Annotated in this window: 16 protein-coding genes; 6 read left to right on the forward strand and 10 right to left on the reverse strand. The window is 68.3% G+C overall.

Features of this window, described 5'->3' with window-relative positions:
* The first annotated feature begins 212 nt into the window (after positions 1–212).
* Both AC1RNC_RS17150 and AC1RNC_RS17155 read left to right on the forward strand, forming a co-directional pair.
* Positions 213–2,111, forward strand: coding sequence for an NPCBM/NEW2 domain-containing protein (locus AC1RNC_RS17150; RefSeq protein WP_492887525.1), 1,899 nt, complete (start codon positions 213–215; stop codon positions 2,109–2,111).
* 93 nt (positions 2,112–2,204) lie between these two features.
* The gene (locus AC1RNC_RS17155) at positions 2,205–3,206 is read left to right on the forward strand and encodes a glycoside hydrolase family 43 protein (RefSeq protein ID WP_492887526.1); all 1,002 of its coding nucleotides are present in this window, start codon (positions 2,205–2,207) and stop codon (positions 3,204–3,206) included.
* Between the two features lie 68 nt (positions 3,207–3,274).
* Here the strand turns inward: AC1RNC_RS17155 and AC1RNC_RS17160 are convergent, their stop codons facing one another.
* From AC1RNC_RS17160 to AC1RNC_RS17185, 6 genes are all read right to left on the reverse strand, one after another.
* On the reverse strand, positions 3,275–4,537 hold the full coding sequence (locus AC1RNC_RS17160) for a DUF3422 domain-containing protein (protein WP_492887527.1): 1,263 nt from the start codon (positions 4,535–4,537) through the stop codon (positions 3,275–3,277).
* Between the two features lie 99 nt (positions 4,538–4,636).
* On the reverse strand, positions 4,637–6,559 hold the full coding sequence (locus AC1RNC_RS17165; protein ID WP_492887528.1) for a sialate O-acetylesterase: 1,923 nt from the start codon (positions 6,557–6,559) through the stop codon (positions 4,637–4,639).
* Between the two features lie 28 nt (positions 6,560–6,587).
* On the reverse strand, positions 6,588–9,296 hold the full coding sequence (locus AC1RNC_RS17170; protein ID WP_492887529.1) for a glycoside hydrolase family 3 C-terminal domain-containing protein: 2,709 nt from the start codon (positions 9,294–9,296) through the stop codon (positions 6,588–6,590).
* Between the two features lie 35 nt (positions 9,297–9,331).
* Positions 9,332–11,446 (reverse strand): right-handed parallel beta-helix repeat-containing protein, encoded by a 2,115-nt coding sequence (locus AC1RNC_RS17175; RefSeq protein WP_492887530.1) that lies wholly within the window; start codon positions 11,444–11,446, stop codon positions 9,332–9,334.
* On the reverse strand, positions 11,443–12,987 hold the full coding sequence (locus AC1RNC_RS17180) for a tryptophan halogenase family protein (protein ID WP_492887531.1): 1,545 nt from the start codon (positions 12,985–12,987) through the stop codon (positions 11,443–11,445). The genes AC1RNC_RS17175 and AC1RNC_RS17180 overlap by 4 nt, the downstream gene beginning before the upstream one ends.
* Before the next feature lie 65 nt (positions 12,988–13,052).
* Entirely contained in the window at positions 13,053–16,004 is a 2,952-nt protein-coding gene (locus tag AC1RNC_RS17185; protein WP_492887532.1) for a TonB-dependent receptor, read from the reverse strand.
* A gap of 300 nt (positions 16,005–16,304) precedes the next feature.
* Here AC1RNC_RS17185 and AC1RNC_RS17190 point away from each other — a divergent pair, with 300 nt between their 5' ends.
* A complete protein-coding gene (locus AC1RNC_RS17190) occupies positions 16,305–16,985 on the forward strand; it encodes a SapC family protein (RefSeq protein WP_492887533.1) in 681 nt (226 codons plus the stop codon).
* Entirely contained in the window at positions 16,982–18,004 is a 1,023-nt protein-coding gene (locus AC1RNC_RS17195) for a cupin-like domain-containing protein (RefSeq protein WP_492887534.1), read from the forward strand. Before AC1RNC_RS17190 ends, AC1RNC_RS17195 begins: the two co-directional genes overlap by 4 nt.
* A 33-nt stretch (positions 18,005–18,037) precedes the next feature.
* Here AC1RNC_RS17195 and AC1RNC_RS17200 read toward each other — a convergent pair whose 3' ends face one another.
* On the reverse strand, positions 18,038–20,110 hold the full coding sequence (locus tag AC1RNC_RS17200; RefSeq protein ID WP_492887535.1) for an alpha-L-arabinofuranosidase family protein: 2,073 nt from the start codon (positions 20,108–20,110) through the stop codon (positions 18,038–18,040).
* Positions 20,111–20,351: 241 nt separating this feature from the next.
* Between AC1RNC_RS17200 and AC1RNC_RS17205 the strand changes: the two genes are divergently transcribed.
* Positions 20,352–21,449, forward strand: a complete 1,098-nt coding sequence (locus AC1RNC_RS17205; protein ID WP_492887536.1) for an alpha/beta hydrolase — start codon at positions 20,352–20,354, stop codon at positions 21,447–21,449.
* 30 nt (positions 21,450–21,479) lie between these two features.
* Here the strand turns inward: AC1RNC_RS17205 and AC1RNC_RS17210 are convergent, their stop codons facing one another.
* Genes AC1RNC_RS17210 through AC1RNC_RS17220 form a run of 3 tightly spaced genes read right to left on the reverse strand, consistent with a single transcriptional unit; the run spans position 21,480 to position 24,554 of the window.
* Positions 21,480–22,406 (reverse strand): Gfo/Idh/MocA family protein, encoded by a 927-nt coding sequence (locus AC1RNC_RS17210; protein ID WP_492887537.1) that lies wholly within the window; start codon positions 22,404–22,406, stop codon positions 21,480–21,482.
* Positions 22,403–23,389, reverse strand: coding sequence for an AraD1 family protein (gene araD1, locus AC1RNC_RS17215; protein WP_492887539.1), 987 nt, complete (start codon positions 23,387–23,389; stop codon positions 22,403–22,405). The genes AC1RNC_RS17210 and araD1 overlap by 4 nt, the downstream gene beginning before the upstream one ends.
* Positions 23,390–23,408: 19 nt before the next feature.
* Positions 23,409–24,554: an aldose epimerase family protein gene (locus tag AC1RNC_RS17220; protein WP_492887540.1), complete on the reverse strand. Its 1,146-nt coding sequence runs from the start codon at positions 24,552–24,554 to the stop codon at positions 23,409–23,411.
* 125 nt (positions 24,555–24,679) lie between these two features.
* On the opposite strand from AC1RNC_RS17220, the gene AC1RNC_RS17225 reads away from it, so the two are divergent.
* A complete protein-coding gene (locus AC1RNC_RS17225; RefSeq protein WP_492887541.1) occupies positions 24,680–25,993 on the forward strand; it encodes a sugar MFS transporter in 1,314 nt (437 codons plus the stop codon).
* Positions 25,994–26,039 lie beyond the last annotated feature (46 nt).

Raw genomic sequence — 26,039 nt, forward strand, 5'->3', positions numbered from 1 at the left:
CTATCGCGGGTCGGCGTCCACGTCGCCAAACAGCCCTGGCGTCTTGGGTGCGAGGTGAAGCGCCAGGCGTGGGGAACGCTTGGCCGGCCAGACGGACGATGGAGCGTATGTTGACGGCAGGTTTTGTCGGAGTAAACATCGCGCTTATAGTGAGCGTTTGGGCTGCGACAGCCGAGCCGTTCAGCAACCCATAAAAAACGGCGCGGGAAACGATGAGGAAGCTGCTGACCGCGGGGGTGATCGCCGCGCTTCTTGGACCGTCCGTCGCCGCGGCGCAGGGCGATCCGTTGGCGCCGACCGGACGCTGGACGGCCTATACCGCTGGCCGCGCGGCCACGCCGCCCATGGGGTGGAGCACCTGGAACGCCTTCGCCACCGACATCGACGAGGACAAGATCCTCGGCTCGGCGAAGCAGATCGTCGACAGCGGCCTGGCGGCCAAGGGCTATCGCTATATCAACATCGACGATGGCTGGGCGCTAAGGCGGCGGATGCCCGACGGGCGGATGATCATCCGCGACGACAAGTTCCCGTCGGCGCGCACCGGCGGCGACGCCCCCAGCTTCAAGCCGTTCACGGACAAACTTCACGCCATGGGGCTGAAGGCCGGCATCTATTCCGACCTGGGCCGCAACACCTGCTCCGAAGCCTATTCCCCGACCGATGACGACCTGCCCAAGGGCACGGTCCTGGAGCGCGAGGTCGGCATCTACGGCCGCATCGACCAGGACATCGCGCTTTATTTCAAGGATTGGGGCTTCGACTTCATCAAGGTCGATGGCTGCGGCCTGCGCGACTACGGACCGCAAAGCGAACGCGTGCGTTCGGGCAAGTTCCGGGCGCTGGGACCATTCCTGGATTCCGGGGCGGTGACGCGAACCGACATTCCGGCGATCCAGGCGATGTTCCGACAGATCAATGTCGCGCTGGCTCGGGAAAATCCGGACGGCGACTACCTGCTGTCGCTCTGCGTCTGGGGGGCGGCCAATGTCCGCGCCTGGGGCAAGGACTATGGCGGCCTCTCGCGCACCAGCGACGACATTTCGCCGGCCTGGGGGCGGTTGCTGGTCAACTACGATACGACCGTGACGCGGTCGCTCTACGCGCACCCCGGGTCCTGGAACGACCCGGACATGCTGCACATCGGGGCCGGGGATTTCGACGCGGACCACCTGACCGAAGCCCGCTCGCACTTCGCATTGTGGGCGATGCTCAACGCGCCGCTGCTGATCGGGACCGACCTGCGCAAGACGCCCAAGGCGCTGCTCGATATCTTCGGCAACGCCGACATCATCGCGCTGGACCAGGATCCAGCCGGCAACCAGGCGACGCTGGCGCACGACTCCAGCGACCTGCAGATCCTAGTGAAGACCCTGGCGTCGGGCGACAAGGCCGTGGCGATCTTCAACCGGGGCTCGGTCGACTATGACGTCGACCTTAACGCGACCCATCTGAAGTTCAGCGACGACGCGCCGATCGCGCTGACCGACCTGTGGAGCAAGCAGCGGACGACGTTCACCAAGCGGACCAAGCTCCACGTCAAGCCGCGCGAGACCCTGATCTTCCGCGCCCACGGCGCGCGCGCGCTGCCTGGGGGCTACTATCTGTCGGAACAGCCGGGGAGCGTGAACCCGGCGGTCGACGGCGTTCTGGAACCCACGCCCGATCCCTCCATCTTCCGCACCGCGGCGGGCTGGGGTGGCACGAGCGGTGCGGGCGACCGGCCGTCCTATGCCGGCTGGGGCGGCGCGCGGGCCGACAGCGCGCCCTACGGCCAGGTGCTGCGTGTCGCGGGGAAGCCGTTCGCGGCGGGCATCGGCATCCTCGCCAACTCTCGGATGGAGGTTCGGAATAACGGGGCGCAGCGCTTCACCGCGATGGTCGGCGTCGATGACAGCGCCAGCGACAAGGCCGCCGCCGTGACCTTCGCCGTCTATGGCGACGGCAAGCTGCTGGCGACCAGCAAGCCGGTCAAATGGGGCATGGCGGCCCAGCCGATCTCGGCCCCGGTCGCCGGCGTGAAGCTGATCGAGTTGGTGGCGCGCAGCCCTCGCGGCGACAACCAGCGCTTGCCCGTGACCTGGGGTGAAGCGGCGCTTCTCGAGCGCTGATCAACCCGGCGGGAAACCCAGGCGATGGTGGTTCGCACCGCGCCTGGGCGGCGTTTTCATTAGAGAAATATTAGGCGTTGGGGAGACGGTCGGATGGTTTCGAAAATTGCGGCGCTCGCGTTGATGGCGGCCCTGGGCATGGCGACGCCAGGCGCGGCCGGCGATGAAAAAGCGCCGGCGGCAGGCTCGAACCCCATCTTCCGGGACCGGTTCACCGCTGATCCCGCGCCGCTGGTGGTCGGAGATCGCCTCTTTCTCTACGTGGGCCACGACGAAGCCCAGCGTGACGAGATGTTCAACATGCGCGAGTGGCTGGTCTACTCGACCACGGACATGAAGACGTGGACGGCCTACCCACCGATCATGAAGGCCACGGACTTCAAGTGGGCCAAGAAGGACGCCTGGGCCTCGCAGGCGATCGAGAAGAACGGCAAGTTCTATTTCTACGCCGCCGTCGAGCATGACAACACGCACCCGGGCAAGGCGATCGGCGTGGCGGTCTCCGACTCGCCCACCGGCCCGTTCGTCGACGCGCGCGGGTCGGCGCTGATCACCAACGAGATGACCCCGAAGGGGCCGCACAGCTGGGAGGACATCGATCCGACGGTGTTCACCGACGACGATGGAACCACCTGGATCGCCTGGGGCAATCGCTCCTGCTACATCGCCAAGCTCAAGCCCAACATGATCGAGATCGACGGTCCGATCACCGAGATCACGCCGCCGCATTTCGAGGAGGGCCCGTGGCTGCACAAGCGCGACGGGACCTACTACCTGACCTATGCCTCGCTCGACCGAAGCACCCAGCGCGACGAGCATGTGTCCTACGCCACCGCGCCCGCCATCACCGGTCCCTGGACCCCTCGGGGCCTCCTGACCGGCTCGGGCAAGTACAGCTTCACGATCCATCCCGGCATCGTCCGTTTCAAGGGCGAGTGGTATATCTTCCTGCACAACGCGACCCTCGCGGTCGGCGACCAGAGCGGGGCGATCGGTCGCCGCGCCGTGACCGTCGAACGCCTTCGCTACAGTCCCGACGGCGCGATGCTGCCGGTCGTGCAGACCGAGGCCGGGGTTTCGGTCCCGGCCCGCTAAAGCATTTTCCGAGGACGTGGAGACCGAGCGTCGTCAGAAGAGCTCTGGCGGCGCTCCGATCAGGCGGGTCATCCGTCGCCCCGATCGATCAGGCGCTTCTTGCGCCGGTGCAGGCTGGCGGCGACGGCGAGCAGCACCAGGGGAACCAGCGCCGAGAGAACCTGTTCGCTCGCGCCCGGCCAGCCGTGCAGCCAGGGCTTCAGGAAATAGCCGAGCAGGCCCAGCACGTAATAGCCGACCGCGAAGATCGACAGGCCCTCGACCAGGCCCTGCAGCTTGGCTTGCAGCTGGAGGCTGGCGCCCATGCCGCGCAGGGTCTCCTGGTTCTGGCGGTCCAGGACGATGCCCAGACGGGCCTGCAGAAGATCGCCACAGCGCGCGACGCGCACCGAAAGGTCGTCCAGCCGCCGGTCGGCCGCCTCGCGGGTGCGCATGGCCGGTTGCAGGCGCCGCGCGATGAACTCGCTCATGGTCGAATAGCCGGGAACATGGCGCTCTCGCAGCGCCTCTAGCCTGTCCAGGGTCAGGCGGTGATAGGATTCCGTCGCGCCGCGCCGGAAACGGCTGTGGGCGGCGCGCAGCTCTACCTCGGCGGAGAGTTTCAGGAGGCTGTCTAGCACCGCCTGGCTGTCCTCGCCGCTCGCCAGGCCGCTGGCGATCGCCGAAAGCCTGGCTTCGGCGCCGTCCAGCCAGGCCAAAAGCTCGCGGGCGGGCGGAAAGCCGATCAGCGCCAGCTTCCGATAGTTGCCGATCTCCAACAGCGTCTGGACCAGGCGCGAGACCTCATCATTGGCCAGGGCGATGTTGTGGACGTGGATGCGCCCCGTGCCGCCTTCGCGCAGGCGAAAGTCCGTCCAGATCCGCGCGGCGCCGTCGAAGACCTCGCACGAAACGCAATGGGCTAGGTCGATATGTCGGTTCAGGATCGCCTCGGCCGGCGGCTCGGCGCCCGGCGCGGAGACAGAGATCTCGACGCCCCTGAACACCTGACCCGGCGCTCCGTCCAGCCAGAAGCAGTCCTCGCCGACGTTGGTCTCGAAGCCAAGCTCCGGGCCCAGCGGGCCGTAGGTGAACCGGGTCCAGGTCGAGAATTCCTGATGCCGCTCCCACAGCCAGCCGCCGGCCGGGCTGGTCGCCAGAACCCTGCCGACGGCGGGATCCTGGCCTGGCGCGAACAACGCCACGAAGGCCGCCTCGGACGCCCGTTCGTCGGCGCCCACCAGGAACACCCACTGGCGCAGCCTGACCGGCGCCTGCTCCAGCGGCAGGGCGCGCAGATGCATCAGTTCACTCAGCGCCACCCTGAGCGGATGATCCCGGCTATCCGTCACGTCCTTACCCCATGCTCCCGGATCGTTGGTCTATGTTCAATGTTACCGGTCACATAAATCTAGCCAACTTGTCCGCCGTCGTCACGCGCCTTGCCGGGACTAGGGAACCTTGATCTCGAACGAACCGACAGCCCGGCCGGCCTGATCGAAGAGGTTCACCGTCGGACTGTCCGCCCAGGCGTAGCGCACGCGTCCGATGGCCCCGCCGTCGCCTTTCAGCGTGACCTTATCGCCAGCGACACGGCCGGGGGCGTAGCGGCAGGCGCCGTCCGCGCCGCAAAGCTCGAAGCCGATGGCGGTGTCCGCGCCGCGGGCGACCAGGCCTCCGGCCGCGCCGACGAACGTCAAGACGACGCCGCCGTCGGGCGCGCGCTCTGCGGTCGCGACCCTTGGGCCGGCGGCGACGGCTTCTCCGTAGGCGAGGACCCGCAACGCGTCCGCCGCGCGACGGCCGACCTCCTGCTTCTCGCCAGGATGGATATCGTAGGGGTCGCCGAGGTCCAGGGTGACGACCACGGCCGCGTGGCCGTCGGTCTCCGCGGCGCGTCGCTGGGCGTCGCGCACGCCGGCCCAGCCGCTTTCGACGGGCCTGCTCGCGCCGGCGCCGTAGGCCGACAGCTGGATGATCGCGAAGGGCAGCGTCGGGGCCTCGAACTGGCGACGCCAGTCGGCCATCATCGCCGCGAGGCGGCGCTCGTAGCCGGGCAGGCCGGTGTCGGACTCGCCCTGGTACCAGAGCGCCCCGGCCAGGCCGACCGGCCCAAGGGGCGAGATCATCGCGTTGTAGAGGACGCCCGCGCCGTTAATGTCGTCCCACGGCGCGCGCGGAGCGTTGGTCTTGGGCCGTCCCGCCAGGGCGTAGCGCCAGCCGGCGTCAAGCGGGACCGATGTCCCGTCGTCCAGCTGGAGACGCATGAGTTCGGCGGGGCCCGCCAGGCCGCCATCGGCATAGACGTTGTCGTCGTTGACCGTGATCCGGTTGCGCCCGGCGACCAGCGTGCCCGGGGCCAGTCGGTAGCGGCGTGGGGCGCCGATGCTGGACCCGCCGACGGCCTTGCCATTGACCCAGGTGCGATCGGCGTCGTCGATCAGGCCCAGCGACAGGACGGCGCCTTGCGCGGCCTGGGCGGGCGTGAGGTCCACGGCCTTCTCGAACCACACCATGCCGAGATATTTGGCCATCTCGGGCGCGCCCCAGCGCCCGAAAAAACTGATCGCGGGAACGGGTGACCAGTCGGGATGCTCGCCGCGCCAGGGCTGCTCGGCGCTCGCGAGACCCGAGCGGTCGCGCCACCAGGTCTCCCACTGACGTGCGACCATGGCCTCGGCCGCCGCCGCGTCACGGGCATGGAGCTCCAGCGCCTTGGCTTCCAGGTCCAGGCCGCCGGCCCGCAGACCCTCGGGCGCCATCCAGGCGGAAATCCGCGAGCCGCCCCAGCTGGAATGGATCAGGCCGATCGGCGCCTTGGTGGTCCGCCGCAGGTCCTGGCCCGCGTAGAAGCAGACGGCCGAGAACTTGGCGATCGTCCCGGGCGTGGCTGTCGTCCAGGCCGGCGGGACGTCGAAGCGGTCCTTCGGCGTCTCCGCCAACTGCTTGCCGACCGTCATCAATCGCATCTGCGGATCGGCGGCGCCGGCGATCTGGAAGCTGTTCTGCGACTGCTCGGTCGACAGCTCCATGTTGCTCTGGCCCGAGCAGAGGAAGACGTCGCCGATCAGGAGGTCGTTGACGAAGGTCTGGCCGCTGGGCGCGTCGACCAGCATCTGGTAGGGGCCGCCGGCGGCGAGCGGCGGCAAGGCGATGCGAAAGCGGCCATCGCGATCGGCCTGGCCCGTGGCCGAGCGCCCTGCCAGATTGACCAGGACCTTCTCGCCGGGCGCGGAACGGCCCGTGACGATGATGGGCCTGTCCCGCTGCAGCACGGCGTGGTCGCCGATCGCGCCCTCCAGCCTGGGCGCGGCGCTCGCCAGCGTCGGGAGGAGGAGGGCGAGGGCCCCGGTGATGGTCGCGATGGTCTTCACGCTCTTCTCCTGATCCGCCGAGGCCGGTCTATTTCGCCAGCGCCACGGCGGCGCCAATCGTGAACGGGGCCGACTGGCTCGGAACGCCCGTGCCGGGTTGGCCCGATCCGATGCTGACGCGATAGGCGCCGGCCGCCACGCGGCGATCGCCCTCCGGGGTCACCGAGCTGAGATCGCGCGGCGACAGGGTGAAGGTCACCTTCCGGGCCTCGCCGGGCTTGAGCGCCACGCGCTGGAAGCCGCGCAGGGCCACGCGCGGCGCGCCGGGCGTGTCGGGGAAGTTCAGATAGAGCTGGGCGACTTCCTCGCCCGCCCGCGCGCCGACATTACGCACGGTGGTCGTCACGCGAACGCCCTGGTCCGCGCCGCCCGGCAAGGGTTCGACCGAGACCGGCGCATAGTCGTAGCGCGTGTAGCTGAGACCAAAGCCGAACGGATAGACCGGCTCGCCCGTGAAGTACCGATAGGTGCGGCCGGCCATCGCATAGTCGCCGAAGGGCGGGAGATCGTCGATCGAACGGTAGAAGGTCAGCGGCAGGCGGCCCGACGGATTGGTCTTGCCCGACAGCACGTTGGCGACGGCCAGGCCGCCGGACTGGCCCGGATACCAGGCCTCCACGATGGCCGAGGCGTTGGCCTTGGCCCAGGTCAGGTTCACCGGGCTGCCGTTCATCGTCACCACGACCAGCGGCTTGCCCAGGGCCTTGGCCTGTTCCAGCAGCTTTTGCTGATCGGGCGGCAGGTCCAGGGTCGTCTTGTCGCCGCCCTTGAAGCCGGGGACCTCGACCGGGGACTCCTCGGCCTCCAGGTCGGAGGTCAAGCCGACCACGGCGACCAGCACGTCGGCCTGGGCGGCCGCCCTCTTCAGCTCGGCGGTTGGATCGTCCGAGACGCGCTTCCAGACGAGATTGATGCCGGACAGGGCGTGGGACTCCGAGACGATCTCGATCGGATAGCGATGACCCTTCTCCAGGCGGATGGTCTTGAGAGTCGGCAGGCTGGCCCAGCCGGCCTTGCGCAGGTCGGCGAAGGGCTTGCCGTCGAGCTTGAGCTCGCCGTTGAAGCCCGCCAGGCCCAGGCGATAGGTTCCGCTCTCGGGTGGAACCAGGAAGCCCGTCCAGACCACGCGGTGGTGGTCGGAGACCGAGGCCAGGTCCAGGCTTCGCGAGGCGATGTCCGGCTCGATGCGGGTGACGACCGGCTTGTCGAGATAGCGCATCTTGGCCACCGCCTCGCCGAAGGTCCCCGGCTCGAAGCGCGTCGGCGGCGGCTCGACGGTGTTGTAGTAGCGGGCCAGCAGGCCGGGCTTGCCATCCGGCGTGACCAGGGCCGTGCTCGGCACGCGATCGCCGTCGGTGAAGGAAGCGCCGAACGGCGCGTGGATGATCTTGGCCGACGGCATGGCGCGGCGAAGACCGTCCAGCACCGAGATCGGCGGCGCCGACAGGGCCGAGGAATAGTTGCCGCGCAGGACGCGGGTGGCGTCGGCCAGCGGCCCGATCACCGCGATGCGCAGGCCGGGCTTCAGGGGCAGCAGGCCGTCATTCTTCAGCAGCACCAGGCTTTTCTCGCTGGCGGCCAGCGCCAGGGCCTCATGCTGGGGCGTCATCACCGAGGTCACCGGCCCCGGGCGGGTTTCGACCGCCCGCACGCCGGGCAGGTCGCCGACCCGCAGGCGCGCCGAATAGAGCCGGATCAGGGCCTGGTCGACATCGGTTTCGGTGATCAATCCGCGCTTCAGCGCGTCCGCGTAAGGCCGGGCGAGGCCGGCGGTGTCGGTCAGGGTCGCGCCGTTGCACTCGTTGTCGACGCCGGCCCGCATCGCGGCGGCGACGGCGGTGGCTGCATCGGGCGAATATTTGTGATTGTCGGCGATGTCCTTGACGGCGTCGCAGTCGGAAACGACGTAGCCATCGAACTTCCACGCGCCGCGTAGATGGTCCTTCAGCAGCAGGTCGCTCGCGCAGGCCGGCTGGCCGTCGATGCGGTTGTAGGCGCACATCACCGATCCGGCCTGGCCTTCGGTGATCGCGGCGCGGAACGCGGGCAGATAGGTGTCTTCCAGATCGTGGCGCGAGACGAAGACGTTGGCGCCGTGCCGAGTCGACTCCGGTCCGCTATGGACCGCGAAGTGCTTGGGCGTGGCGATGACGCGCGGCAGGTCGGGGTCGGGCCCCTGGATGCCCCGCACGAAGGCCACGCCGATGCGGGCGGTCAGGAACGGGTCCTCGCCATAGGTCTCCTGGCCACGACCCCAGCGCGGATCCCGGAAGATGTTGATGTTCGGCGACCAGGTGTCGAGGCCCGTGCCGATGCGTCCCATCCGGCCGGTCTGCCGCGACAGGATGTGCAGGTCGCGGACCTCGGCGCTGATCGCGGCGGCGACGTCCTGGACAAGGCCGGTGTCGAAGCTGGCGGCCAGGCCGATCGGTTCGGGGAAGTTGGTGGTCGGCAGGGTTCCCAGCGCGCCGTGCAGCGACTCCGTCCACCAGTTGTAGGCCGGGATCCCGAGCCGGGGGATGGCCGGGGCGGTGTTGAGCAACTGATCCAGCTTCTCTTCGGTGGTCATCCTGCCGACCAGCTCGGCGGCAAGCCGGTCGGCCTTGGCGCGGGCTACCGACGTTTCGGGCTTGGCCGGGGCGGCGGGCGCGGAGAGGGCGAGAGCGGGCGCGCTCAAGGCCAGGCTCGCGCAGAGCGCCGCGCTGGCGGCGCATTGAAGCCAGGATGACTTGGACATGGAAGAAGACCTCATGATGGGCGTCCAGGCTGTGTTCAGGGCTCGGCGGGGCGGGGACCGGCGCGCGCGATCACCTCGCGGGCGGGCGCGGGCCAGGCTTGGCCCTCGACGGCGACGTTGTCGATCAGGCGGTTGTTGGCGTAGTCGGACCAGGATCCGTTGGCCTTGCCGCCGTTGCGCCAATTGCCGCGCGCGACGTTGTCCGCCGCCGTGCGGCGCGGATAGGCGCCGTCCAGCGCGTTCAGATTGACCCACAGGCCAAGGCCGTCGAAGACGTTGTCGCGCACGGTGACGTATCGCGACCCTTCGTCCAGATAGACGCCGATGCCGCCGGGGACGTCGTAGACGTGGTTTTCCGCGATCAGGGCGCCGGGATCGGCCGACAGGTGATAGATGGCGCCGCCGTCGGGAAACCACCGCTTCACGCCATGGACGCGATTGCCGACGATCACGGTGTCGCGCAGGGTGGTCGGCGTGTCGTAGACGCGATTGCCGGGCTGGTCGTAGTAGCCGCGCCCCAGGCTCATATAGGCGCTGTTGCCGCCTGGGTCGTTGACGCCCCAGCCCCAGCCCACGTCGATGCCGTCATAGGGCGCGTCCGAGACCTCGTTGTGCAGGATCACGGCGGCGGTCGCATAGGTGACCAGGATCGCGGCCTGTTCCCGATAGACCTGCGAGACGCCTTGGATGGTGTTGTCGCGGATGATGATGTCGCGCACGGCCTGCTCCGGTCGCCCCGGGTGGTGCGCGTCGGGCGAGACGCCGCCGACCATGATCGCGCCGCCGGCCAGGTCGTGGAAGCGGCCGCGGACCACCTCCACCGAGCGTGTCTCCAGGCCCGCCCCGCTCAGGTTGGCGCTGGCGTCGTTGCCGATGCCCAGGGCGATCTGGCCAAGGTGAGCGAACTCGGCGTCCTCGAAGACGATGCGCGCGGCCGCGGCGACCTGAACCGCCGCTGGCTGTTGCCGCCATTGGTTCCGCATCCCCTCGAAGGCCCAGCATCCCCAGCTGCAGTCGCGGATCGGATCGCTGGGATAGTTCGGGACCTGGCCCGACAGGAAGGCGCCGCTCTGCTGGCTGGCGTAGCCCTCGGCGCTGGAGGGGCCAAGCCAGCTGGTGTGGGCGAAGCCGACGCCCGCGAACTGCAGGTCGTGCACGGGTTGACCAGGACGGCCGGCGATCGAGACCAGGGCTTCCTGGCGCGGCATGACCACCCGGCTCGAGGCCATGACCTCGCCGTCGCGCGGCTTGTAGTAGAGCTTGCCTTGGGCGGGATCGGCCCACCAGTCGCCGCCGGCCCGGACAAAGGCCAGGGCGTTGCCGATGAAGAAGCGCGCCCTGTCCCCCGAGACTGGCCGGGCGAAGGTGTCGTAGCCGATCAGATTGTTTCGCCAGCCGGGCTGGGCCAGGACGATGCGGTCGCCCTGGATGCGCTCGACCCGGGCGCGACGGTCGGTGAAGAAGCCGGTGTTCTCCACCTCCAGCCGGGTCTGGTCGGGCAGGTCGGCTAGGAAGCGCCAGGCCGGATCGACGATCTGGATGCCCCAGTCGTGGAAGGCGAAGGCCTTGCGCGGGGCCTCGACCGCCGCGCGATGCGCCAGCCGGTCATTGACCCAGATCTGGCGTGGATCGGCGCCGCGCGGGATGTCGGCCACCCAGATGTCGCGCGCTGTGTCCGCCTGGCGCCAGCCTTCGACCGGCTGGCCGCCCGAGAGGACGGGCCGCGCGCCCTTGGCCGCTTCCCAGCGGACCACATAGCCGTCCTGGCCGCCGTCCTCGACCGAGAAGCGCAGCGGCTTGGTCAGGCGATAGACCCCGTCCGCGAGTCGCACCGTGACCGAGTGGGTCTTGTTGACCGACCGCACCGCGGCCTGGGCGCGGGCGAGGGTCGCGAACGGGCGGCCGGGCGCGCCGTCGGCGGCGTCCGAGCCGCCGGGGGCGACCTCGAAGATGACGGGTATGGGCGCCGGGCGGTCGTGGATCTCGACCGACGAGAACGCCTTTTCGGAGTTGGGCCGATCGGCGGCCGTGATGACGGGGATGTTGGGCGCCGGCGGTAGCTGCGCGCCGTGGGCCGCTCCGCCCGCCAGGACGACGGACAGCAGGACGGCCGCGCGACCGCGATGGAAGAGCGATGTATCGCGCGTCATACCGGCTGCAGGCCGTGCTCGACGATCTTGCGGATGAGGTCGCGGTGTTTCGGCAGGCTGGACAGCAGGCGTTCGCTTTGCAGGGCGTTCTCACGCAGGGCGCGTTGGGCCAGGGCCGCCTCGTCGGCGAGCGCGGCGGCCTCGACCTCGGTGCGGAAGCCCATGCCGTAGAGCACATACTGGTAGCTGGCCGAGGGAAACACCTCGTCGGCCCGGTCGAACTCCTCGTGCAGCCACGGCGGCTGGTGACGCCACAGCAGCAGCAGGTCCGACAGGCGCTCGGGGATGGTCGCCGGGTCGCGGTTGTCGCGCCAGAAGGCGGTGTCGGTCCTCTGGCTCAGCACGTAGTGCAGCTTGAGGAAGTCGATGATCCGGCCCCAGCGGTAGTGGGTCGTGGCGTTGAAGCGGGCGGCGACGATGTCCATCACCTCGCGGCAGGCGGGCATCTGCTCGGCAATGAGCTTGGCCGACAGTTCGATCAGCACGATGGCCGAGGCTTCCAGCGGTTCCAGGAAGCCCGCCGCCAGGCCCACGGCCACGCAGTTGCGCTTCCAGAAGGTTTCGCGGTGGCCCGAGCGGATGGCGATCTTGCGCACCGGCAGGTCCTTGCCGGCCGGACCGAGATAGGCCCGCAGCTCGCGCTCGGCCTCGTCGTCGGAGATATGGCGACTGGAATAGACGTGGCCCGTGCCACGCCGTGTCGGCAGGCCGATGTCCCAGATCCAGCCGGCCGACTGGGCGGTGGAGATGGTGTGGGTGGCGATGGGGCTGTCGGGACGCTCGTAGGGGATCTGGACGGCCAGGGCGGTGTCGCAGAAAAGGACGTCGCCGCAGTCGCGGAACTTCACGCCCAGGGTTTCGCCCAGCAGCAGCGAGCGGAAGCCGGTGCAGTCCACGAAGAGATCGCCCTCGATCTCGCCGGCCTGTTCGGTGACCACGGCGCGGATGTCGCCGTCCTCGGCCAGGGCCACGCCGCGCACGTCGGCCAGGACATGGCGGACGCCCAGCTTATCGCAACAGTGGCGTTGGAGGAACGGCGCGAACTTGCCCGCGTCCAGGTGGTAGGCGTAGTTGGCCGCGCCTTGATAGGGCGGGGCGGTGATGGTCTTGGGCCCCAGGCCCTCGTCGCAGAGGCGGCCCTGCGGACAGACCGCGTCGCAGAAGCTGCCGGACGCGTCGCTGGCCAGCCAGTGGGGCGCTAGGTTGATCTGCCCGAAGCTCTGGGGCAGCACCAGCGGGTGATAATAGGCGTCGTCGGGCTCGCCCGTGGTCCAGCGCGCGAACTTGGCGCCTTGTTTGAACGCGGCGTCGCACTCGCGGAAGAAGTCGGTTTCGGAAACCCCGATCTTGGACAGGGTCGTGCGCAGGGTCGGCCAGGTGCCCTCGCCGACGCCGATGATCGGCGTGGTCGGCGACTCCACGAGGGTGACCGTGAAGCCGGTCGCCTGCCGCGCCCGATGCTTGGCGGCGATCACGCCGGCGGTGAGCCAGCCCGCGGTCCCGCCGCCGACGATGACGATATTCTTGACGGGACGGACCATGGCCTATCGAAGAAAAAGCGACTGGGAACGACGGCTCGACGTTCCCAGTCTAGGGGAGGGGAATACTAGAAGCGGAAGCGGACCCCGGCCGTATAGCGGCGGCCGTAGGCGAACACGTCGAGCAGCTGGTTGTCGAACCGCCCGTGCGTGCTCTGGACTTCGTTGGTCAGGTTGAGCGCCTCGAAGAAGCCGGTGATCTGCTTGGTGATCGCGTAGCTGGTGCTGAAGTCGATCTGCAGGTTCGGGTTCTCGAAGGTCGGCTCGGAGCCGAACGCACCGGTGTTCTGGTTCTGGCCGAAAGCGCGCAGATACTCCTTGCGGTAGTTGACCGCCACGCGGGCCTCCAGACCGTTCTTGTCATAGAAGGCCACGAGGTTGGCCGAGTTGGCCAGGCCCGTGATCGCAAAGCCGCTCTGGGAGATGTCCTTGGGATCGTAGGGCTTGTTGGTGTCGACGAAGGTGGCGTTGGCGTTGAAGCCGAAGCCGCTGTCGCCGAACACGTGCTGCCAGGCCAGTTCGACCCCGCGCACGGTGGCTTCCGGTCCGTTCACCTGCTGGGTGACGCTGAAGATCGCCGGCTGACCGGTCGTTGGATCGATCACGCCGTTGATTGTCTGCCGCTGGGTGCCGCCGACGATGAAGTTGCTGACGTCCTTGATGAAGAAGTTCACCGCCGCGTACGAGTTGGGCTTGTAGTACCACTCGACCGCGGCGTCGAAGTTGTCGGCCAGGTAAGGCTTCAGCGAGGGGCTGCCGCCACTGGCCGTCAGGGCGCCGACGCGCTGGCCGGTGCCCACGCTGGCCACGGGGGTCAGCAGGTTGAGGCCCGGGCGGGTCAGGGTGCGCGAGGCGTCCAGACGCAGGTGGATGCTGTCCGTCAGCTCCAGTTTCATGTCGAGGCTGGGCAACAGGTACGAGTAGTTGCTCTTGGTCGACACGCTCTGAGGCGCGCTCAGCGACACGGTCAGCAGGGTGGGATCCCCGGCGCTGCGCGTGATCGCGGTCGGCACCTGACCGAAGCCCGCCGAGGTGACGTGGGTGTTCTCCTCGCGCACGCCGGCGTTGAAGTGGAACGGCATGCCGGCCACCTCGATGTCGAAATTGGCCTTCACGAACAGCGACCACGTCTTCTCGGTGATGTCGCGGATGCTGCCGTTGTCGAGCGCCATGTCGAACGCGCCGGTGAACTGGGTTCCAACGCCGCTGCCGCTGTAGTTGAAGCCGGGGATGTTCTTGGCTTGCGGGTTGCCCAGGCCGGTCAGGAACTTCTGGTATTCTTGAGCGTCAAACTTCAGCAGGTAGGGCGGCAGGGCGCCGTCGAAGCCGGGGATGAAGTTCTTGGTGCTGACCTTTTCGGTGAACAGGCTGGCCGGGACCATGACCCCGCCGTTAGGACCCGAGGCGGGACCGTAGCCGGGATAGGCCTGCCAGAAGTTGTTCACGAACGTATTGCTTTGCTGGAACTTGTAGTGGTCTTCCAGGTAGGTGCCGCCGGCCTTGATCTTGAAGCCGTCCTGCTCCCACGACCCGGCGAAGCGCAGCTGCTTGACGACGTCGGTGTTCTGCTGGGCCTGGCGCACCACCACGTGGGAGCCGATCACCGAGGTGTCAGCCCACCGCGACCCGTCGCCGTTGGGGCCGTAGCCGTGGAGGACCGGAAGCGTGTTGTCGCTGCTGCCGCCGATGCTGATACCCAGGGACGGGCCGATGCCGAAGCCGTAGCCGACGTCGGCGTTGTCGCTGGTGATCTCGCCGCCCGGGTTCAGCCAGCTCTTGGCGTAGCTGCCGTCGGCCTCGAACTTCAGGTTCTCGGAGACTTCCCACTGCAGGTTCAGGCCGGTCTGGTTCGTCCGCAGGACCGAACGGTCGGTGCCGGCCGTGAAGTCGGTCTGCGAGCCGGCCTGGGTGAAGTCGACGGTCGTCCCGTTCTGGTCAAGCTTGACGTTCCGAAGGCCGTCCTGGTTGAACCAGATGCCGTAGCCGAAGTTGTCCGCGCGGATGTTCTGGCGCGAATAGTTGTCGTCCAGGGTGACCGTCACGCCCTCGACCGGCGCCCATTGCAGGGCGATGCGGCCGTCGAGGCGCTCATCCTTGGTGTAGATCTGGGTCGCGCCGGCCTGTTGCTCGAACCAGCCCAGGACCGTCTTGCCCGCGGACAGCTGGGCGGGGGTGCACGCCGCCGTCAACTGGCACGGCGCGTAGTAGCCGCCCGGCCAGCCGCTGACATAGACGCGGTTGGTCTGGGTGTCGTGGCGCGTGTACATCGCGTCGACCAGCACCCCGAACTTGTTGTCGGCGAAGGTGTCGCTGAACAGCGCGCCGACCGTGGGCACGAACTTGCCGGCGTCGTCCTGCACCGAACCCGAAGCGCTCAGGGCCATGCGGCGACCCGGATGGTCGAAGGGCTTGGGGAAGGAGACGTTGACCGTGGCGCCGATCGAGCTGCTCGACAGCGACACGTCCGGAGTCTTCAGGACGCTCAGGCCGCCGACGAAGTCCGCGCCGACGGTGCTGAAATCGACCGAGCGACCGCCGGTCGCCGTCGAGATCCGGCGGCCGTCGTACAGGGTCTCGTTGAAGTCGCCGCCAAAGCCGCGGACCGTGATGCCCTGCGGCTCGCCGCGGGCCCCGGAACGCTGGATCGACACGCCCGGCAGCCGCTGCAGCGAGGCGGCGACGTTCGAGTCGGGGAACTTGCCGATGTCCTCGGCCGAGATGGCGTCGACGACGCCGGCCGAACTGCGCTTGATGTCGAGGTTGCGTTGCAGCGAGCCGCGCAGGCCCGTGACGATGACTTCCTCGACCACGCTTTGATCGGAGGCCTGCGGCGCCGCGGCCGGTTCCGCCGCTGGAGCGGCCATGGGCGAGGCGGTCGCGATCACCTCGTCGGCGTTTTCCGCCGCGTTGGCGGCGCCGCAGAGGCTGAGGACCAGCAGACTCGACGCGCCGACCAGGGCGAGCTTGCCGCCCAATCCGCGCGCGGATTTACTCTGATAAGAAAAGTTGGATAGCTTCATTTCCCCCTCCAGGTGTCATGGGATGACTTGTTGCCGGCACGTGTGGCCGGCCTTATCCGAGAGCGTTGTAAGCTCGCGAATTCACTGGGTATGAGGGAGCTTCGCCAAAGCATGGCGTCGGTAGCGCATCACATCCTCCCACATGCATTTTTATGCTTATGGGCGAACGGTAGTCCGAAAAGGTACCGGTATCAATATCTATTTGTCGGTGTAATTATTGTCGCGTTAGACCTCTGGCGCTGGACGCGTTAGGGGTAACCAAAGCCGCTCCGAACAAACGGCGAGCGGCGGGGAGGGACGATGGATCTGCAGTTGCTGAACGCCCAGGATCACGCCCGCCTGCGGCTTGGCCCGCTTCCGGCGGCCGGCCCGCACTTCGTCCAGATCGTGCCGTCGGAATTCGTCGCGGCGGCCGCCGTGTGCCCCATCTTCCTGACCAAGAACGCGGACACGGGCCAATTCTACGCGGGCGCCATGTTTGGCTTCGAGCCGGGCGAGAGTCTTGTTGGCGTCGGGGAAACGACTCAGGCCTTGTTCACGCCCCTGGACCTCGAGCGTCAGGGGGTCTTCCTGACGGACGGCGGCGTGATCGCCGTCGACCTTGATCATCCCAGGTTCGCCGCCGGCCAGGGCGCGCCGCTTTTCGACGCGCAGGGCGAGCCCACAGCCGCCACCCGCCGGCTGCAACATGTCTTAGCTCAGCTTCAGGCGGGCGTGGCCGAGAGCGAGCGCTTCATACAGGTCCTGCTGTCGCTGAAGCTCATCGAGCCGATCGACATCGATCTCTCCTTCGATGACGGCCGGAGCCTTTCTCTGAACGGGCTCTATACCGTCAGCCTCGACGCCTTGAGCGAACTGGACGACGCGGCCGTGCTGCGGCTTTTCCGGCGCGGGGATCTGCAGTTGGTCTACGCGATGAGCGGCTCGCTCAGGCAGGTCTCGGCCCTGGCCAAGCTGCGGAACGACAAGCTCGCCGCATGAGGCCGCCCTCCTCTTCGGGACCCCGGCGGATCGAGCCTGGAGATCTTGCCCCAGGCGGAGCGGAGGCCTTCGCCGAACTGGCCGCCGGCTGCGAGCCGGTCGTGCTCGCGGGGCTATGCCGCGCCTGGCCCGCCGTGCGGGCCGCCAACGAAGGCTGGCCGACCTTGGCGGCCTATCTCCTGGGCCTCGCGACGGACCGCATGGGCGAGACCTTCGTCGGCGCGCCAGCCATCGCCGGGCGCTACGACTATGGCGACGGGCCGGAAGGGTTCAATTTCGATCGCGTATCCATGACCCTGGCCCAGGGGCTGGATCGCATGGGGCGGGCCGCCGCCGACGCCCGCCTCGCCACCCACTACATGGGTTCGCTCCCGGTCGACGACTATGTTCCGGGCTTCGACGAGGACAACCGGCTCGACCTGCTGGCGCCGGCGATCCGGCCGCGCGTCTGGCTCGGCAACGCCGGCCGCGTGGCCTGCCACTACGACACCTATGACAACATCGCCTGCGTCGTGGCGGGGCGACGACGCTTCACCCTCTATCCGCCCGACGCGGTCGGCGATCTCTATGTCGGGCCGATCGACCACACCCTGGCGGGTCAGCCCATCTCGATGGCGGCCAACGCCCCGGCCGGTGATCCGCGGTATCCGCGCTTCACCGCCGCCGCGTCCCGCGCCTGGGTGGTCGAGCTTCAGCCCGGCGACACGCTGTTCCTGCCCAAGCTCTGGTGGCATCAGGTCGAGGCGCTGGAGCCGGTCAACATGCTGGTCAACTACTGGTGGGACAGCGCGGCCGTCGGTCCCGACGCGCCCTATCTGACGATGATGCTGGCCATGACCGCCATCGCCGAGCGTCCGCCGGCCGAACGCGCGGCCTGGCGGGCGTTCTTCGACCACTACGTCTTTCGGCCCGACGGTCATCCGCTGGACCATCTGCCGGTCGAGCGCCACGGACTGCTCGACAAGAGCGCCCATGGCCGCGTCCGGGCCCTGGTCATGCGCGCGCTACGCGTCGGCTAGGGCGCCAACCCCGGAGGCCGGCGCCCGTTGACGTCAGCGCCGCACGATGGGGAACTCGAAGATGGTCACGGAGGTGGGCGAGACCGACAGGCCCTTTGACAGGGCGGCGGCGGAGCCCTCTTTGACCGTGACGCCGTCCGGCGCCCCGACCTTGTTCTGGGCCTTGAGATCCGGACCGCTCAGCACCCACTTGCGGCCTGCGCCGCGAACGTTCAGCGCCTTGAGGTCGAGCTTCACGGTCTGAGCCTCGAAGGTGGCGTTGACGACGCCGACCCGCAGGGCCTTGCCGTCCGGGGTCAGGCCGGCGATCACGTCGAGCGGGTAGGTCGAACTGCCGGCGCGCACCTGGGGATGGGCGAAGCCGACGGGGTAGCGCGGGGGCGGCTGCGGCGCCTGCCCCTCTACGGCCAGCGGCGTGACGCCGGTCCCGAAGCGCTCGCCATAGAGTTTGAAGATCAGGCCGGTTGTGTTGAGCGTCGCCGCCGTGGGCGTGATGTCCATGGTCGAGGCGCCGGTCGTGAAGGCGCCCATGGTCAGGAAGTCGGTGTGGCGCAGCATCTCCTGCAGCACCATGGCGTAGGCCAGGGCCGACTTGAGATTGACCTCGCCGAAATAGGCGTACTCGTCGATCGACAGGAAGATCTTCTTGGCCTCCATCGCCGGGAAGCGCTTCTGGTAGATCTTCCACTCCTCGGCCTTCATCCGCACCTGGTTCGAGGGCGCGCGGACGTATTCAATCAGTTCGGCGTCCTTGGGCGCGTTCGGCCGTTCCTCGGGGCGATCGTACCAGTGCTCTGAGATGCCGTCGAAATTGCCCCAGGCCTTGGCCAGGAGGCCGCCGGTCCAGTCCCACTCGGTCCCGAACTTGGGGGCGATGCTTTCCAGGGAGGCGTTCTCCTTGGTGTCCTTCGGATGCATCTGGTCGGGCATGGCGCCCGAGCCGATCAGGGTGATGGTCGGATCGACCGCCCGCATCGCGTCGGCGAAGGCGTTGTGCTTGATCATGAAATAGTCGAGCGAGGTCTTGCCGATCTGCCACCAGCCGTAGGGCTCGTTGCCGATGTTCCAGAACTTGACGCCATAGGGCTCGGGGTGGCCGTTGGCGGCCCGACGGGCGCCCCAGGGGCTGGTGGCCGGGCCGTTGAGATACTCGACCTCCTCGGCCGCCGAGTTGGCGTCGCCCAGGCCGGCGTTGACGGTGACATAGGGTTCGACGCCAATGATCCTGGTCAGATCCATCCACTCGTCCATGCCGATGTCGTCGGGCTGCATGGCGCTCCAGGCATGATCGAACATCGGCGGGCGTTTGTCGCGCGGTCCGATGGCGCTGTGCCAGTCCCAGTCCGACAGGAAGTTGCCTCCGGGCAGCCGCCACATGCCCGAATTGAGCGATCGCGCGATGGCGGTGGTGTCAGCGCGCCAGCCCCGGATGTTGTCGGAAGGCATCAGGGACACCGCGCCGACGCGGAACGATCCCGAGCCCAGGCCGGTGATCTCCAGGCGCGCGTCGGCGGCGTCGGCCGTCGGGGTGAAGCTGAAGTCGGCGCGCTTCCAGTCCGCGCCCGGCGCCGGCAGGGTCACGGTCTGACGCGCCTCGGGGCCGTCGCCCCAGATCAAGGTCACCTCGATCCTGGCGCCCGGATCGCCGGCCAGCTGGAGGTAGCCGTCATAGCGCTTGCCCTTGGCCAGGCCGATGCCGGCCTGTGACAGGCCCCTGCGGGTCGTGGCGTCCACGCCGATCACGGGACTCTGCTTCCCGACGTAGGGCGCCTTGGCGTCCATCGTCACCGCATTGTCCGCGCCCACCGGCCGCCACTTGCGATAGCTCACCCCGGGCCGACCTTCGGCGTTCAGGGGCGGAGGTTGATCGAGAGCGGGCGCGACGACGGGGTAGTAGAACTTGCGGTCGTCCAGCATCTCGGCCCACAGCGTGCGGGCCACCAGTCCGCCGATCGGCTCGATGAACATGCCGTATTCGTATTTGGTGATCGGCGCGGCGCGCTGGGCGCCGTCGATGGTCAACGTGACCGGCGTCGCCGCGCAGGTCACGGTGGCGATCGCCATCGACCCCGCCAGGCACGCGCCCAGCATCAACCCGTATCGCATTGTCTTCTCCCTAATTACTCAGTCTTTTTTGAATTATGGACGCGACGCGCAGCGCCATTTTCGCGGCGTCCGTCCTCGTCGAGTTACCCGTCCTAGTGCTCGGTATGCAGGTCAAAGGCGTCTTCCGAAGGCCGTCTGCAATCCAGCCGGAACGGTTGACGTCGAAATCTTTTAGACGGACAAATGGTAACGCTAACAAGTTGCGCGACGCAAGATCGCAAAGTGACGAGGGAGGGTTTGAATGAAGAGATCCAACATCAACGCCGGGCGCGGCCATGGCTGGGCCAGGCTGGCCTGCGCGATGGCGATCGCGCTGTCCGGGGCGACCCTGGCGCAGGCCCAGGTGGCCACCAACGCGCCCCCGGCCGTCGCCGGCGCCAAGCCGGTCACGCTCCAGCGCATCAAGGTCCATTCGCCGGCGATCGAGGGCAATCTCGAGGGCGAAACCGCCGATCGTGACGTGCTGGTGTTCCTGCCGCCGGGCTATGCCAGCCACCCCAAGCGGCGCTACCCGGTCGTCTACGCGCTGCACGGCTACTCGATCAGCGCCGAGCAATGGAGCGGCGAGATCCACGCGTCCCAGACGATCGCGGGGGCCTTCGCCAAGGGCGCGGGCGAGGTGATCGTCGTGCTGCCAGACAGCAAGACCGTGCACAACGGCTCGATGTATTCCAGCTCCCAGACCACGGGCGACTTCGAGACCTTCGTGTCCCGGGACCTGGTCGCCTATGTCGACCAGCATTATCGCACCCTGGCCCGGCGCGAGAGTCGCGGCCTGGTGGGCCACTCGATGGGCGGATACGGCGCCAGCCGGATCGGCATGCGCCATGCCGATGTGTTCGGGGCGCTCTACATGATGAGCCCCTGCTGCCTGTCGCCACGCGACCCAGCCCAGGCCCCTCCCGGCGCGGCCGCCGCGCTCGCCGAGGTCAAGACGTTGCAGGACGCCGCCAAGCTGCCTTGGGGCCTGCGCGCCCAGCTGGCCACGGCCGCGGCGTGGTCGCCCAATCCGCAGAAGCCGCCGCTCTATCTGGACCTGCCGGTCGAGAACGGCGTGACCCGGCCGGACGTGGTGGCCAAATGGGCCGCCAACGCGCCCCTGGCCTTCATCGACCAGTATGTCGGCGCTCTGCGGCGCTACAAGGCGATCGCCATCGATGTCGGCGACCGTGACGGGCTGAAGGACGACGCGGCCAAGCTTCACGCGGTGATGGACCGCTATGGCCTGGCCAACAGCTTCGAGATCTATCCGGGCGACCACACCAGCGACGTGCCGACCCGCTTCCAGGATCACGTGCTGCCGTTCTTCAGCCGCAACCTGGCCTTCGATAAACGTTAGCGTTCCTGGCGCTGGTGAGGCCTCGCGGCCTTACCAGTCGAAGGCCGGCGCGACGCGGCGCTCGCCGAGCAGAAACGCGTCGGCGACGTGGCGCAGCGGCGAGGTGTCCACGTCGCTGGCCCCGTCGGCGATCAGCCGGGCGAAGGCGTCGTAGAGGCCCGGATATTCGCGGTCGGGTCCTTCGTGCAGCAGCTTGCCGTCGATCCACAGTTTGGCGCCGCCATTGGTCAGCTTCAGCGCGCCGTCGTCGGTGTCGACCTCGATGTCCCAGCTTTGCGGACCGGTCTGGAGGAAATCCAGCTCGACGCGGATCGGCGCGCCGGCCGTGTCGCGGAAGTCCAGCTCGGCCTGGATCGGCGCCTGGCGATTGGCCGGCACGTGCAGCAGGCCGCGCGACAGGAAGAACGGGCGGGGCAGGACGCGCGTGGCGATCGACAGGGCGTTGATGGCGGGGTCGAAGACGCCCAGGCCGCCCGCCTCCCAGATCCAGTCCTGGCCCGGATGCCAGACGCGGACGTCTTCCTTCCAGTTGATCCGCACGGCGTTGACGGACCGTTCGGCCAGCCAGGCGCGCGCGGGCTCAACGGCCGCGGCATGGCGCGAGTGCCAGGTCGCCTGCAGGGTCAGCCCCCGGGCGGCCGCGACCTGACGCAGGTCCTCGACCTCGCTCAGCGTCGCGCCCGGCGGCTTTTCCAGCATGACGTGCTTGCCGGCCGCCAGCGCCAGATGCGCCAGGGCGTGGCGCGGCTGGGGCGGCGTGCACAGGGCCACGGCGTCGATCGCCAGGCCGTCGGCAAGAAGGTCCTCCAGCTTGGCGAAGTGGGCGACGCCGTCCAGACCGGCGTGACGGCTGACGACAGCGGCCAGTTCGAAGCGGCGATCGGCGGCGATGGCCGGCGCGTGCTGGTCGTGGGCGATCTTGCCCAGGCCAACGAGAGCGAGGCGGATCGGGGTCACAGCGCCTTCACGGTCACGGGCTGGTCGACCGCCTGGGCCAGCGGGTTGCTGACCGGATAGCGGAACGGCGCGGCCTCGATCTCGAACACATCGCCTTCCTGGGTCTGGAAGCCCTCGGAGAAGGACAGGGTGGCGGTGCCGAAGAAGTGGACGTGCACGTCGCCGGGGCGGCGGAACAGGTCGTACTTGAAGTGGTGATGCTCGAGATTGGCGATGGCGTGGGACATGTTCGCCTCGCCCGACAGGAAGGGCTTTTCCCAGATGGTCTCGCCGTCACGCACGATGCGGCTGGTCCCGCGCACGTCGGCGGGCAGGGCGCCCGGCAGCAGCTCGGGACCGAGCGCCGCGTTGCGCAGCTTGGAGTGCGCCAGCCACAGGTAGTTGCCGCGCTCGATCACGTGGTCGGAGAACTCGTTGGCCAGGCAGAAGCCCAGTCGGTGCGGCGTCCCGTCGGGACCGATCAGATAGACGCCGGCGATCTCGGGCTCCTCGCCGCCGTCCTGGGCGAAGCTGGGCGAGGTCAGCGGCTGGCCGGGGCCGACCAGTTGCGAGCCGTCGCCCTTGTAGAACCACTCGGGCTGCACGCCGGTCTGGCCGGGCGCGGGCTTGCCGCCTTCGACGCCCATCAGGAACATCCGCATGGAGTCGGTCAGTTGCTCGCCAGACTGGGCGGCCTTGTGCATCTTGTCGCGTCCCTCGGCCGAGCCGAGGTGCGTCAGGCCGGTGCCGGTCAGGAACAGGTGCGCGGGATCCGGATGGTCGATCGGCGCCAGCACGCGCCCCTCGGCCAGGGCGGCGGCGATGTCGACCGTCTCGCCAAGCGCCGATCGCGCGGTTTCGACCAGGGTCGATCGCGCCGCCAGCGCCTTGTGGGCCAGGTCCAGCAGGGTGTCGGCGACGCTGACCTGACGGGCGGTTCCCTGGTCATCGAGCATCGCCAGGCCGCGCCGGCCCACGCCGTCGACAAATTGTACAAACGTCATTCTGGACTGTCCTTACTGGCTACTTCGCGATGGAGAGCTTGAAGACCATGCGGTTGCTGTAGCGCTCGCCCGGGTTCAGGCGGATCGAGGCGAAGGCCGGCTTGTTCGGCGCGTCGGGAAAGTGCTGCGGCTCCAGCGCGATGCCGTCGCCCTGGCGATAGATCTTGCCGCTCTTGCCCACCATCGTGCCGTCGATGAAGTTGCCGGCGTAGAACTGGATGCCGGGCTGGTCCGACAGGACGTCCAGCGTGCGGCCGCTCTTGGGATCGGACAGGCGCGCGGCTAGGCGCAGGGCGCCGGACTTGCCGTTCAGGACGTAGTTGTGGTCATAGCCCCGGCCGATGACCATCTGCGGATCGCGGGCGTCGCGGATGCGCGTCCCCACGGCGGTCGGCTTGCGGAAGTCGAACGCCGTGCCGGCCACCGGCTTGATCTCGCCGGTCGGGATCAATTCGGCGTCGACAGGCGTGTAGCCGTCGGCGAGGAGGGTGAGGACGTTGCCCATGGCGCCGTCGGCCGAGCCTTCGCCCGCGAGGTTGAACAGGGCGTGATTGCTCATATTGACGATGGTCGGCTTGTCGGTCGTCGCGCCGTAGGTCACCGTCAGCTGGTTCTTCTCGTCCAGGGCGTAGGTCGCCGTGGCGGTCAGGGTCCCCGGATAGCCCTGGTCGCCATCCGGGCTGACATAACCCAGGGTCACGGACGCGCCGGCGGCGCCGGACTTCGCGTCGAGCACCTTCCAGACGACCTTGTCGAAGCCCTTCACACCGCCGTGCAGGGCGGCGACGCCGTTGTTGTTCAGCGCCAGCTGATAGCTCTTGCCGTCCAGCGTGAAGCGGCCCTTGCCGATGCGGTTGGCGACGCGTCCGACCGTCGCGCCGAAATAGCTGGCGTTGCGGGCATAGGCGCCGGCGTCGGCGAAGCCGAGCACGATGTCGGCCTTGGCGCCATTGCGGCCCGGCGCGACCAGCGACTGAAGGGTGGCGCCATAGGTGATCACGGTGGCGCTGACCCCGTGAGCGTTGGTCAGGGTGAAGGCCTCGACCGCTTCGCCCGAGGGCGTCTGGCCGAAGGCGGCGCGCGACAGGGTCGCGGCATGACCGGCGATCGGGCCAGCGAGGGTGAGCAGGGCCACCGCTCCAGCCGACAGGTTTGCGACGCGCATTCGAACCTTCTCCCCGATCCTGTTGACCGCTCTCGATTGACGGTCATGGTGACCGCCATATACTCCGACAAAACAAACGTGCGCAACCGACGTCGCGCCGAGCATCACATTCGGGAGACTATCCAATGGCGCCAGCGCCCATGACGTCGGCCGCGCGGTCGGACGGCGGTTCCGCGGTCACGCAGAAATCGGCCCTGACCCTGCTGGCCAGCCTCTTTTTCATGTGGGGCTTCATCACGGTGATCAACAACACCCTGCTGCCGCATCTGCGCTCGGTGTTCGACCTCAACTACACCCAGACCACCCTGATCGAATCGACCTGGTTCATCGCCTATTTCGTCGCCTCGTTGCCTTCGGCCAAGCTGATCGAGAAGATCGGCTACAAGCGCGCCCTGGTGACCGGCCTCCTGATCATGGCGCTGGGCGCGCTGCTGATGATCCCGGCCGCGCGGATCCCGTCCTACGGCGTGGTGCTGACGGCGCTGTTCATCATCGCCTCGGGGATCACGCTGCTGCAGGTCGCGGCCAACCCCTATGTGGCGGTGATCGGACCGCCCGAGACGGCGTCGTCGCGTCTGAACCTCGTGCAGGCCTTCAACTCGATGGGCACGACGCTGGCGCCGCTGTTCGGCGGCTGGCTGATCCTGTCACGCTCGGCCTCGGGCAACAGTCAGGCCGGGGCGGTTCTCACGCCCGCGCAGCGCCTCGCCGATGCTCAGTCTGTGCAACTGCCGTACTTCATCGTCGCGGTGGTGCTGGTGGCCCTGGCGGTCGTCATCGCCTTCTACAAGCTGCCCGAACTGGGGCTGGCCGCCCAACGCGCCGGCGCCGAGGAGCGCAAGAAGCACTCGCTGTGGCGCCACCGCAATCTGGTGCTCGGCGTGCCGGCCATCTTCATCTACCTGATCGCCGAAATCGGCGTCAGCAACCTCTTCATCAACTTCATCTCCGCGCCCGAGATCGGCGGCGTCACCCATGCGCAGGCTTCGCGCTACCTGTTCCTGCTCTGGGGCGGGATGATGGTCGGCCGCTTCGTCGGCAGCCAGCTGATGCGCAAGGTCGCCGCCGAGAAGATCCTGGCCGCAGCCAGCCTGCTGGCGTTCATCGTGATGATCGTCACGGTCCTGGCCCATGGGCCGCTGGCGATGTGGAGCCTGATCGCGGTGGGCCTTTTCCACTCGATCATGTTCCCCACCATCTTCACGCTCGGCATCAAGAACCTGGGACCGCTGACCGAAGAGGGTTCGGGGCTTCTGGTCATGGCCATCGCCGGCGGCGCGCTGGTGGTGGTCCAGGGGCAGATCGCCGACGCCTACGGCCTGCAGGTGTCGTTCCTGCTGACGGCGGTGTGCGAACTCTATGTGCTGTTCTACGCGCTCTGGGGTTGCAAGCCGACCGGGGACGCGCAGGACGCGGACAAGGTCGGCGAAGCGGCCTGAATCGGCTCCGCCATGCGCCCAACGCGGTTGCGCGCATGGTTAAGGC

This window comes from Caulobacter sp. GW822-FHT01G02 (assembly GCF_058802865.1).